The following is a 12,307-nucleotide window of genomic DNA, read 5'->3' as shown; positions in this document are numbered from 1 at the left end:
CCATAAGCCGCCGTTACCGAAGAAATGGATATGTCCCTCTCCGTTGAAATTCCAAAACAACCTACCGAATCCAAGGCATTTTCCGACGATGAAACAAGCCTTGCGGCCCTTGCTCCCCCGCCGCGGACGACTAACATCAACAAAAGGAAAATATCTCCACCCCCGCCCCTCAAGTTGAAGGACTCGACAACCGACACAGTACTAATAGGCTAACTCGCCAGGACAACTGCAAATCGGCCAAGCAGCAGGCAAAATCCCCCGAGGATGATTGTCCCTTTGACTGCCATCACGGGATTGCCAATACTCATGGCAACTTGATGCTACCCGCACGGAACAAGGAATAACCCTTTGAAGCTGGAACTCAAGAACAGCTTGTCGGTGAAGTTGCTCCGGGTCGTACTCCTGTCGGCATTGATCGTCGGCGTGGTCTTGAGCTGCGCGCAGATTGTGTTCGATGCCTATAAAACACGCCAGGCCGTCGCCAGCGATGCCGAACGCATCCTCGACATGTTTCGCGACCCTTCGACCCAGGCCGTCTATAGCCTGGACCGGGAAATGGGCATGCAGGTGATCGAAGGCCTGTTTCAGGACGAAGCCGTACGCCAGGCCTCCATCGGCCATCCCAACGAAGCCATGCTCGCGCAAAAAACCCGCGAATTGCAGCACTCCAACAGTCGCTGGCTGACCGACCTGATTCTTGGCAAGGAACGCACCTTCACCACCCAGCTGGTCGGCCGCGGGCCCTACAGCGAGTATTACGGCGACCTGAGCATCACTCTCGATACCGCCAACTACGGCCAAGGATTCATTGTCAGCTCGGTGATCATCTTCATCTCGGGCGTCCTGCGCGCACTCGCCATGGGGCTGGTGTTGTATCTGGTCTACCACTGGCTGCTGACCAAGCCGCTGTCGCGGATCATCGAGCACCTCACGGAAATCAATCCGGATCGTCCCAGCGAGCACAAGATCCCGCTGCTCAAGGGGCACGAGAACAACGAACTGGGCATCTGGATCAACACCGCCAACCAGTTGCTCGAATCCATCGAACGCAATACCCATCTGCGCCACGAAGCGGAAAACAGCCTGGTGCGCATGTCCCAGTACGATTTCCTGACGGGGCTGCCGAACCGGCAGCAATTGCAGCAGCAACTGGACAAGATCCTAATCGACGCCGGCAAGTTACAGCGCCGGGTCGCGGTGCTGTGTGTCGGTCTCGATGACTTCAAGGGCATCAACGAGCAGTTCAGCTACCAGACCGGCGACCAGTTGCTACTGGCCCTGGCCGATCGCCTACGCGGTCATAGCGGTCGCCTCGGCGCCCTCGCCCGCCTCGGTGGCGACCAGTTCGCCCTGGTCCAGGCCGATATCGAGCAGCCCTACGAAGCCGCCGAGCTGGCGCAAAGCATTCTCGATGACCTGGAAGCGGCGTTTGCCCTCGACCATCAGGAGATACGCCTGCGCGCCACCATCGGCATCACCCTGTTCCCCGAGGATGGCAACAGCACCGAGAAATTGCTGCAGAAGGCCGAGCAGACCATGACGCTGGCCAAGACCCGTTCGCGCAACCGCTATCAGTTCTATATCGCCAGCGTCGACACCGAAATGCGTCGCCGCCGCGAGCTGGAAAAAGACCTGCGCGATGCACTGATCCGTAATCAGTTCTACCTCGTCTATCAACCGCAGATCAGCTATCGCGACAACCGCGTTGTGGGCGTCGAAGCCCTGATTCGCTGGCAACACCCCGAGCACGGTCTGGTGCCGCCGGACCTGTTCATCCCGCTGGCCGAACAGAACGGTACCATCATTGCCATCGGCGAATGGGTGCTGGACCAGGCCTGCAAACAACTGCGCGAGTGGCACGACCAGGGCTTCTCCGACCTGCGCATGGCGGTGAACCTGTCTACGGTTCAATTGCACCACGCCGAACTGCCACGGGTGGTCAACAATCTGCTGCAGATGTACCGCCTGCCACCGCGCAGCCTGGAGCTGGAAGTCACCGAAACCGGCCTGATGGAAGACATCAGCACCGCGGCCCAGCACTTGCTCAGCCTGCGCCGCTCCGGCGCGCTGATCGCCATCGACGACTTCGGAACCGGCTATTCGTCCTTGAGCTATCTCAAGAGCCTGCCGCTGGACAAGATCAAGATCGACAAGAGCTTCGTACAGGACCTGCTCGATGACGACGACGATGCGACCATCGTTCGCGCCATCATCCAACTGGGCAAGAGCCTGGGCATGCAGGTGATTGCCGAAGGTGTGGAAACCGCCGAGCAAGAGGCCTACATCATTTCCGAAGGCTGCCACGAAGGTCAGGGCTATCACTACAGCAAGCCTTTGCCGGCACGGGAGCTGGGCGTTTACCTCAAGCAGGCCCAACGCAGTAATGCGGCCATCCTCTGAATCGTCAAGAACCGCACGGCGGCGTTCAGCCGCTCGAGCGATCCCTTGATTTGCAGCAAACCATTCGCTGAATAAGAAATATTTACAGGTACAACCCTTTACACATAATGCGAAAGATTTGCATTATGTCGCAGTTTTGCGTGTGCATTGCACGACTCCACCTCTATCGAAGCAGGATGTTCGCCATGATTCGTATGCCTCTGGCTACCGCCAGTCTGTTGGCCATCGCTATTTCCCTCGCCGGTTGCGGCGAAGGTAAAGACCAAGAAAAAGCTGCCGCGCCAGCTGCCAGCACTGCGGCTGCCCCGGCTGCTCCAGCCGCTGTGCCTGCCGCTGCCGGTAAAGTCGACGAAGCCGCTGCCAAAGCCGTTGTCGCCCATTACGCCGACATCGTGTTCGCCGTCTACAGCGATGCCGAATCCACCGCGAAGACCCTGCAAACCGCCGTCGACGCCTTCCTCGCCAAGCCGAACGCCGACACCCTGAAAGCCGCCAAGGCTGCCTGGGTTGCCGCTCGCGTACCTTACCTGCAGAGTGAAGTGTTCCGCTTCGGCAACACCATCGTTGACGACTGGGAAGGTCAGCTGAACTCCTGGCCGCTGGACGAAGGCCTGATCGACTATGTCGACAAATCCTACGAACACGCCCTGGGCAACCCGGGTGCCACTGCCAACATCATCGCCAACACCGAAGTCCAGATCGGCGAAGACAAGGTCGATGTCAAAGACATCACCCCGGAAAAACTCGCCAGCCTGAACGAGCTGGGCGGTTCCGAGGCCAACGTCGCCACCGGCTACCACGCCATCGAATTCCTGCTCTGGGGCCAGGACCTGAACGGTACCGGCCCAGGTGCTGGCAACCGTCCGGCTTCGGACTACCTGGAAGGCAAAGGCGCTACCGGCGGTCACAACGATCGTCGTCGTGCCTACCTGAAGTCCGTGACTCAGCTGCTGGTCAGCGACCTGGAAGAAATGGTCGGTAACTGGAAGCCGAACGTGGCCGACAACTACCGCGCTACCCTGGAAGCAGAACCGGCTGAATCCGGCCTGCGCAAAATGCTGTTCGGCATGGGTAGTCTGTCCCTGGGCGAACTGGCGGGCGAGCGCATGAAGGTTTCCCTGGAAGCCAACTCCCCGGAAGACGAACAGGATTGCTTCAGCGACAACACCCACAACTCGCACTTCTACGATGCCAAGGGCATTCGTAACGTGTACCTGGGCGAATACACTCGCGTCGACGGCACCAAAATGACCGGCGCCAGCCTGTCGTCCCTGGTGGCCAAAGCCGACCCGACTGCCGACACCGCGCTCAAAGACGACCTGGCCGCCACCGAAGCCAAGATCCAGCTCATGGTTGATCACGCCAACAAGGGTGAGCACTACGACCAGTTGATCGCTGCCGGCAACACCGCGGGCAATCAGATCGTCCGTGACGCCATCGCGTCCCTGGTCAAGCAGACCGGTTCGATCGAAGCCGCCGCTGGCAAACTGGGCATCAACGACCTGAACCCGGACAACGCTGATCACGAATTCTGATCAACGCTGGCTGAATGAAAAAGGCGACCTTCGGGTCGCCTTTTTTACATCGGTTTTTAGGGTGATGCTGGTGGCCTCATCGCGGGCAAGCCCGCTCCCACAGGTTCTCTGGCGTTCACTGTCACTGTGTACACCTCCAATCCCTGTGGGAGCGTGGCTTGCCCGCGATGGCTGCGCCGCGGTCTCAAGTGAAAACCCTGTCCCACATCAAGCGAACGATAATTCCTCTTATTCAAATTCCCATCCCCTGTTAGACTTTGCGCCCTTGTTTTGCTCGTCTTGCAGGATGTCTGATGCCCTCGCTGCCTCTTCGCTTGTCCGCACTGTTTCTGGCCCTGGGCCTGAGTGCCTGCGATGACGCCCCGAAATTCACCCAGGCCGAACCCGGTGAAGCCCGCTCCGGCGGCAGTGCGACAGTGCGCAAGACCGATCAGAACGCGTTTTCCATGCCGTCGGCGAATCTGCCGCCGTCACGGCGTGTGGATTTCAGTGTCGGCAACAGCTTCTTCCGCAGCCCTTGGGTGATCGCGCCATCGACGACGACCGCTCGCGATGGCCTCGGCCCGCTGTTCAACACCAATGCCTGCCAGGGCTGCCACATCAAGGACGGCCGCGGCCATCCGCCGACTCCCAACGATGTGAACGCCGTGTCGATGCTGGTACGCCTGTCGATTCCCGACGCCCCGGCGTATGCCAAGGTCATCGAACAGCTCGGCGTGGTGCCGGAGCCCGTCTACGGCGGTCAGTTCCAGGACATGGCCGTACCCGGCGTAGCCCCCGAAGGTAAAGTACGGGTCGACTACACCGCCGTGCCGGTTCGCTTCAAGGACGGCACAGAAGTCGAACTGCGCAAACCGAGCCTGAACATCACCCAACTGGGCTACGGCCCGATGCACCCCGACACCCGTTTCTCGGCCCGCGTGGCGCCACCGATGATTGGCCTGGGTCTGCTCGAAGCGATCCCCGAAGAGGCAATCCTGGCCAACGCCGAGGCACAGGCCAAGGCGAACAAAGGCATCAGCGGACAACCGAACCGAGTCTGGGATGATGCCCAGCAAAAGACCGTCCTGGGGCGATTTGGCTGGAAAGCCGGACAACCGAACCTAAATCAGCAGAATGTCCACGCGTTTTCGGGTGACATGGGGCTCACGACCAGCCTTAGACCCTTTGATGACTGCACGGACGCGCAAACGGCCTGTAAACAGGCGCCCAGTGGCAACGGCCCCAATGGCGAGCCGGAAGTCAGCGACAACATCCTGCGCCTGGTGCTGTTCTACAGCCGTAACCTCGCCGTACCGGCCCGCCGTAACGTCAACGCGCCAGAAGTGCTGGCCGGCAAGACTTTGTTTTATCAGGCCGGTTGCCAATCCTGTCACACACCGAAATACACCACCGCCGCCAACGCCGCCGAACCTGAACTGGCCAATCAAGTGATTCGCCCGTACAGCGATCTGCTGTTGCATGACATGGGTGACGGCCTGGCCGACAACCGTAGCGAATTCCAGGCCAGCGGCCGCCAGTGGCGTACCCCGCCGTTGTGGGGCATCGGCCTGACACAGGCGGTCAGCGGCCACACCCAGTTCCTGCACGACGGCCGCGCCCGCAACCTGCTCGAGGCCGTGCTCTGGCATGGCGGCGAGGCGACTGCGGCGCAGCAACAGGTTTTGTCTTTCAATGCCGAGCAACGCGCTGCGCTGCTGGCGTTCCTGAATTCCCTTTAACACGCATTCCACTCGCGGGAGCCCGACATGTTCCGTCCCAAATTGTTGTTCACCAGCCTTGCCGCACTCGCCCTGGGCGCCTGTTCGCCCCAGGACCCGCAAGCGGTCACGTCGGCGGCTATCGCCAAGTCGGTGATCCTGCCGACCTACACCCGCTGGGTTGAAGCAGACCGTCAATTGGCGGTCAGCGCCCTCGCTTACTGCGAAGGCAAGGAAAACCTGGAAACCGCCCGTGCCGACTTCCTGCACGCGCAAAAAGCCTGGGCCGAGTTACAACCGCTGCTGATCGGGCCATTGGCCGAAGGCAACCGTTCGTGGCAAGTGCAATTCTGGCCGGACAAGAAAAACCTGGTCGGCCGTCAGGTCGAGCAACTGGTCACCGCCCAACCGCAAATCGATGCCGCCGCCCTGGCCAAGTCCAGCGTTGTGGTACAGGGGCTCTCGGCGTACGAATACATTCTGTTCGACAGCAAGCCTGACGTGGCCAACGCTGAGCAGAAGAGCAAATACTGCCCGCTGCTGATCGCCATCGGCGAACGCCAGAAGCAATTGGCCGAAGAGATTCTGCAAACTTGGAACAACACCGACGGCATGCTCGCGCAAATGAGCAAATTCCCGAACCAGCGTTATGCGGACTCCCACGAAGCGATCGCCGATCTGCTGCGCGTGCAAGTCACCGCCATCGACACCCTGAAGAAAAAACTCGGCACGCCGATGGGCCGCCAGACCAAGGGCGTGCCGCAACCGTTCCAGGCCGATGCATGGCGCAGCCAGGCGTCCCTGACCAGCCTGGAAGCCAGCCTCGCGGCCGCCAGGACCGTCTGGGAAGGTGTGGACAACAAAGGCCTGCGCGGCCTGTTGCCGAGCCAGCAGAAGCCGTTGGCCGACAAGATCGATGCGGCCTATGCCGCCTCGCTGAAACTGTTTGCCGGCAACCAGCGTTCGCTGACCGACATGCTCAATGACGAGGCCGGCCGCCAGCAACTCAACGAGCTGTATGACAGCCTCAACGTCGTCCATCGCCTGCACGAGGCCGATCTGGCCAAGGCATTGGGCATCCAACTGGGCTTCAACGCCAACGACGGTGACTGATGAGGGCCAGTTCCATGCTGCGACGCCAGGTTCTGACATTAGGTAGTTTGCTGCTGGGTGCAGTGACGCTGGGCGGCTGGAAGCTGTTCAGGCAAAAGGACCAGAGTCCGTTGTTGCTTTCGGCACGGGACGATACCGACGGCCAGCATTACGCCGTCGGTTATCGTCTGGATGGTACCCAGGTGTTCGCCACCCGGGTTGGCCAGCGTTGCCACGACATCATCAACCACCCGACACTCCCGATTGCACTGTTCGTCGCTCGCCGTCCGGGCACCGAGAGCTACCTGATCGACCTGCGCGACGGCACGCTCTTGCAAACCGTGGTGTCGCAGCCGAACCGACACTTCTACGGACACGCGGTTATTCACCACAGCGGCGACTGGCTGTACGCCACCGAAAACGACACTACCGACCCGGGTCGCGGCCTGCTCGGCGTGTATAGGTTCGAAGGCGAACGGCTGGTGCACAGCGGTGAGATTTCCACCCACGGCCTCGGTCCGCACCAAGTGTCGTGGATGCCCGATGGCGAAACCCTGGTGGTGGCCAACGGCGGGATTCGCACCGAGGCCGAAAGCCGGGTGGAGATGAACCTCAACGCCATGGAACCGAGCCTGGTCCTGATGCACCGCGACGGCACCCTGTTGAGCAAGGAAACCCTAGCCCAGCAAATGAACAGCGTGCGCCATCTGGCCATCGCCAGCGACGGCACCATCGTCGCCAGCCAGCAGTTCATGGGCGCGGCCCATGAGTCGTCAGAGTTGCTGGCGATCAAGCGGCCCGGTCAGCCCTTCGTCGCGTTCCCGGTGCCCGAGCACCAATTGCAGGCCATGGGGCACTACACCGCCAGCGTCGCGGTACACAGCGACTTGCGCCTGGTGGCGTTGACGGCACCACGGGGCAACCGCTTTTTCATCTGGGACCTGGACAGCGGTGAGGTACGCCTGGACGCGCCACTGCCCGATTGCGCCGGGGTCGGCGCCGTGGCCGATGGTTTTGTCGTGACCTCGGGCCAGGGACGCTGCCGCTACTACGACTGCCGCCAGACAAACCTCGTCGCAAAACCACTGGAGCTACCCGCAGGGCTCTGGGACAACCATCTGCATCTGATGGCCTGAATCATTGAAAAAATCGCCGCTTTGAGCCGCGCCTGCGGGATGACGTACACCCCGCAGGCGCGACCCGAGGCGGCGAATCTTTTCAGGCTTTCACCCCTCTAATACCTCACAACCTGTAAAAACGGCAGTTGGATTACCCTCTACACTCCCGGTAATGTGCCCCGCTGTCTCACCTGATTTTCTCCAAGGAACTGGATATGCTGCGTCGCCGCATGCTGATCATGTTGGGTGTTGTTCTACTGATTGTGCTGGTCCTGGCCGCGTACAAAGCCTTCTCGATCTACACGATGGTTCAAGGCTTCTCTGCGCCCAGACCGGCCATCAGCGTTGCCGTGGCCACCGCCACCGAGCGCCCATGGCAAGCCCGCCTGCCTACCGTTGGCACGCTCAAGGCATTGCAGGGCGTGGACCTGAGCCTGGAGACCGATGGCACCGTCATCGATGTCCAGTTCGAGTCAGGGCAGAAGGTCAAGGCCGGTCAACCCATCGTCCGGCTCGACAGCGCGGTGGAAAGTGCCTTGCTCGAAACCGCCCTGGCCGACCTCGGACTGGCCCAGCTGGACTACAACCGTGGCAGCCAGCTGGTGGGCAGCCAGGCGATTTCCAAAGGCGAGTTCGACCGACTCTCGGCGGTCCTGAAAAAGAGCAGGGCCACGGTCAATCAGCTCAAGGCCGCGCTCGAGAAAAAACGTATCATCGCGCCGTTCAGCGGCACCATCGGCATTCGTCAGGTGGACGTCGGCGACTATGTGGCCAGCGGCACCATGATCGCCACCCTGCAAGACCTCAGTAGCCTGTATGTCGACTTTTTCGTGCCCGAGCAGTCGGTGCCGAAGATTGCGCTCGGCCAGCCAGTGAAGGTCGTTGTCGCGGCGTATCCAACCCTGGAGTACCCCGGCACCATCAGTGCAATCAACCCTAAGGTCGAGAACAGCACCCGTAACGTGCAGGTCCGCGCCACCCTGGCCAACCCCGATGGCAAGTTGATGCCGGGCATGTTCGCCAGCCTCCAGGTGCTCCTGCCCGACCCGCAGCCGCGCATCGTGGTGCCAGAAAGCGCGATTACCTACACGCTCTACGGCAACTCGGTGTATGTGGCCGTACCCAAGAAGGCCGAGGATGGCAGCCTGGTAAAGGACGACAAGGGCCAACCGGTGCTGATCGCCGAACGGCGTTTTGTCGAGACCGGCGAACGCCGCGACGGGCAAGTGATGATCACCAAAGGCGTGCAGAGCGGCGAGAAAGTGGTGACCGCCGGCCAGCTCAAACTGGATAACGGCTCACGCGTTGCCATCAGCGACGACAAGACCCTGGCCGGGCAGAACAGCCCGCCACGCGCGGACTGATCAAGGAATTCCCATGGCTTTTACCGACCCGTTCATCCGCCGTCCGGTTCTCGCTACCGTGGTCAGCCTGTTGATCGTGCTGCTGGGCTTCCAGGCCTGGAGCAAGCTGCCGCTACGCCAGTACCCGCAAATGGAAAACGCCCTGATCACGGTGACCACCGCCTACCCGGGGGCCAACGCCGAGACCATCCAGGGCTATATCACCCAACCGATGCAGCAAAGCCTGGCCAGCGCCGAGGGCATCGACTACATGACCTCGGTCAGTCGCCAGAACTTTTCGGTGATCTCGATCTACGCGCGCATCGGCTCCAATAGTGACCGTCTGTTTACCGAACTGCTGGCCAAGGCCAACGAAGTCAAGAACCAACTGCCCCAGGACGCTGAAGATCCGGTACTGAGCAAAGAGTCTGCCAATGCGTCAGTGCTGATGTACATCAGTTACTTCAGCAAGGAATTGAACAACCCGCAGATTACCGATTACCTGTCACGGGTGATCCAGCCCAAACTGGCGACCTTGCCCGGCATGGCCGAAGCCGAGATCCTCGGTAACCAGGTATTTGCCATGCGCCTGTGGCTTGACCCGATGAAGCTGGCGGGTTTCGGCCTGAGTGCCAGCGATGTGACCAACGCGGTGCGCCAGTACAACTTCCTCTCGGCCGCCGGCGAGGTGAAGGGCGAATACGTGGTCACCAGTATCAACGCCAATACCGAACTCAAGTCCGCCGAAGCCTTCGGGGCGATTCCGCTCAAGGTCGATGGCGACAGCCGTGTATTGCTGCGCGATGTGGCGCGTGTGGAAATGGGGGCGGAAAACTACGACACCATCAGCTCGTTCGGTGGCACCCCGTCGGTGTACATAGGCATCAAGGCGACGCCCGGTGCCAACCCGCTGGAAGTGATCAAGGAAGTGCGCAAGATCATGCCGGAACTTGAGGCCCAGCTACCGCCAAACCTCAAGAGTGAAATCGCCTACGACTCCACCCTGTTCATCCAGGCCTCGATCGACGAAGTGGTGAAAACCCTGTTCGAAGCGGTGCTGATCGTGATCGTGGTGGTGTTCCTGTTCCTTGGCGCCCTGCGGTCGGTGGTGATCCCGGTGGTGACCATCCCGCTGTCGATGATCGGCGTCATGTTCTTCATGCAGATGATGGGATACTCGATCAACCTGCTCACCCTGCTGGCGATGGTATTGGCCATCGGCCTGGTGGTGGACGACGCCATCGTGGTGGTGGAAAACATTCACCGCCACATCGAGGAAGGCAAGACACCGCTCGACGCCGCCATTGAAGGCGCCCGGGAAATCGCCATGCCGGTGGTCTCGATGACCATCACCCTGGCGGCGGTGTATGCACCGATCGGTTTCCTGACCGGCCTGACCGGGGCGCTATTCAAGGAGTTCGCCCTGACCCTGGCCGGCGCGGTGGTGATTTCCGGTATCGTCGCCCTGACCCTGTCGCCGATGATGTGTGCGTTTCTGCTGCGTCACGACGAGAATCCCAGCGGCCTGGCCCATCGCCTGGACATGATTTTCGAACGCCTCAAGCGCCGCTACCAGAGCCTGCTTCACGGCACCCTCAACACCCGGCCGGTGGTACTGGTGTTTGCCGTGATCGTGTTGTGCCTGATTCCGGTCCTTCTCAAGTTCACCAAATCGGAACTGGCGCCGGATGAGGACCAGGGCATCATTTTCATGATTGCCAACGCCCCGCAACCGACCAACCTCGACTACCTGAACACCTACACCGACGAGTTCGTCTCGATCTTCAAGGCGTTTCCCGAGTACTACTCGTCATTCCAGATCAACGGTTTCAGCGGCGTGCAATCAGGCATCGGCGGTTTCCTGCTCAAGCCGTGGAACGAGCGTAGTCGCACGCAAATGGCGATCTTGCCCGAGGTGCAGGCCAAACTGGAAAAGATCCCGGGGTTGCAGATTTTCGGCTTCAACCTGCCATCGCTGCCGGGCACCGGTGAAGGTGTGCCGTTCCAGTTCGTTATCAACTCTGCCAAAGATTACGAATTGCTACTACAGGTGGTCGAACGGGTAAAAAAACGTGCGAAGGAATCCGGCAAGTTTGCGTTTGTCCACGTTGACCTGGCCTTCGACAAGCCGGAAGTGGTGGTGGATATCGACCGCGCCAAGGCTGCGCAGATGGGGGTTTCCATGCAGGATCTGGGGGGAACCCTGGCGACCCTGCTGGGTGAAGGCGAGATCAACCGTTTCACCATTGAAGGTCGCAGCTACAAGGTCATTGCCCAGGTCGAGCGGCCGTTCCGTGACAATCCGGACTGGCTGAACAATTACTACGTGAAAAACACCAAGGGCGAACTGTTGGCGTTGTCGACCCTGATCACCGTCACCGACCGTGCTCGACCGAGACAGCTGAACCAGTTCCAGCAACTCAACTCGGCCATACTGTCCGGCGTACCGCTGGTGAGCATGGGGGAAGCCATCGACCTCGTGCACCAGATCGCCCGGGAAGAGGCACCCGCCGGTTTTGCCTTCGACTACGCCGGCGCATCGAGGCAGTACGTACAGGAGGGCAGCGCCCTGTGGGTCACCTTTGCCCTGGCGCTGGCGATCATTTTCCTGGTGCTGGCGGCCCAGTTCGAAAGCTTCCGCGACCCGCTGGTGATCCTGGTCACCGTGCCGTTGTCTATCTGCGGCGCATTGATTCCGCTGTTCCTGGGCTGGTCGAGCATGAACATCTATACCCAGGTCGGGCTGGTGACCTTGATCGGGCTGATCAGCAAGCACGGCATCCTGATCGTCGAGTTCGCCAACCAGCTACGCAAGGACAAGGGCCTGACCGCACGGGAAGCGGTGGAGGAAGCGGCGGCCATCCGGTTGCGTCCGGTCCTGATGACCACGGCGGCAATGGTGTTCGGCATGGTGCCATTGATCATCGCCAGCGGTGCTGGCGCGGTCAGCCGGTTCGACATCGGCACGGTCATCGCAACGGGCATGTCGATCGGGACGTTGTTCACCCTGTTTGTGTTGCCTTGCGTCTACACGATTCTGGCTAAACCGGATAAATCCTGATGCAGAAAAACCTGTGGGAGCGTTGATACTTGGATTCGGGATCGAGTAGGAGGCGGGG

7 protein-coding genes are annotated in these 12,307 nt (G+C 60.6%); all 7 read left to right on the top strand.

The genetic code is table 11. The annotated features are described in order from the left end of the window. The first annotated feature begins 348 nt into the window (after positions 1–348). The 7 genes from VC35_RS19945 (at position 349) to VC35_RS19915 (ending at position 12,249) form a co-directional block, all read left to right on the top strand. Entirely contained in the window at positions 349–2,400 is a 2,052-nt protein-coding gene (locus tag VC35_RS19945) for a putative bifunctional diguanylate cyclase/phosphodiesterase (RefSeq protein ID WP_046042141.1), read from the top strand. A gap of 185 nt (positions 2,401–2,585) precedes the next feature. Further along, entirely contained in the window at positions 2,586–3,935 is a 1,350-nt protein-coding gene (locus tag VC35_RS19940; protein WP_046042368.1) for an imelysin family protein, read from the top strand. A 293-nt stretch (positions 3,936–4,228) separates the two neighbouring features. Further along, positions 4,229–5,656 (top strand): di-heme oxidoreductase family protein, encoded by a 1,428-nt coding sequence (locus VC35_RS19935; protein WP_046042140.1) that lies wholly within the window; start codon positions 4,229–4,231, stop codon positions 5,654–5,656. A gap of 27 nt (positions 5,657–5,683) precedes the next feature. Continuing rightward, on the top strand, positions 5,684–6,748 hold the full coding sequence (locus VC35_RS19930; protein ID WP_046042139.1) for an imelysin family protein: 1,065 nt from the start codon (positions 5,684–5,686) through the stop codon (positions 6,746–6,748). Between the two features lie 14 nt (positions 6,749–6,762). Beyond that, a complete protein-coding gene (locus tag VC35_RS19925; protein WP_046042138.1) occupies positions 6,763–7,863 on the top strand; it encodes a DUF1513 domain-containing protein in 1,101 nt (366 codons plus the stop codon). A gap of 197 nt (positions 7,864–8,060) precedes the next feature. Beyond that, positions 8,061–9,209, top strand: a complete 1,149-nt coding sequence (locus tag VC35_RS19920; protein WP_046042137.1) for an efflux RND transporter periplasmic adaptor subunit — start codon at positions 8,061–8,063, stop codon at positions 9,207–9,209. Positions 9,210–9,222: 13 nt separating this feature from the next. After that, positions 9,223–12,249: a multidrug efflux RND transporter permease subunit gene (locus tag VC35_RS19915; protein WP_046042136.1), complete on the top strand. Its 3,027-nt coding sequence runs from the start codon at positions 9,223–9,225 to the stop codon at positions 12,247–12,249. The last annotated feature ends 58 nt before the right edge of the window (positions 12,250–12,307 follow it).

Source organism: Pseudomonas fluorescens (assembly GCF_000967965.1).
Classification (GTDB): Bacteria; Pseudomonadota; Gammaproteobacteria; order Pseudomonadales; family Pseudomonadaceae; genus Aquipseudomonas; species Aquipseudomonas grandcourensis.
Note: the sequence above shows the minus strand (reverse complement) of the source record. Positions and strands in the feature narration are given on the sequence as shown.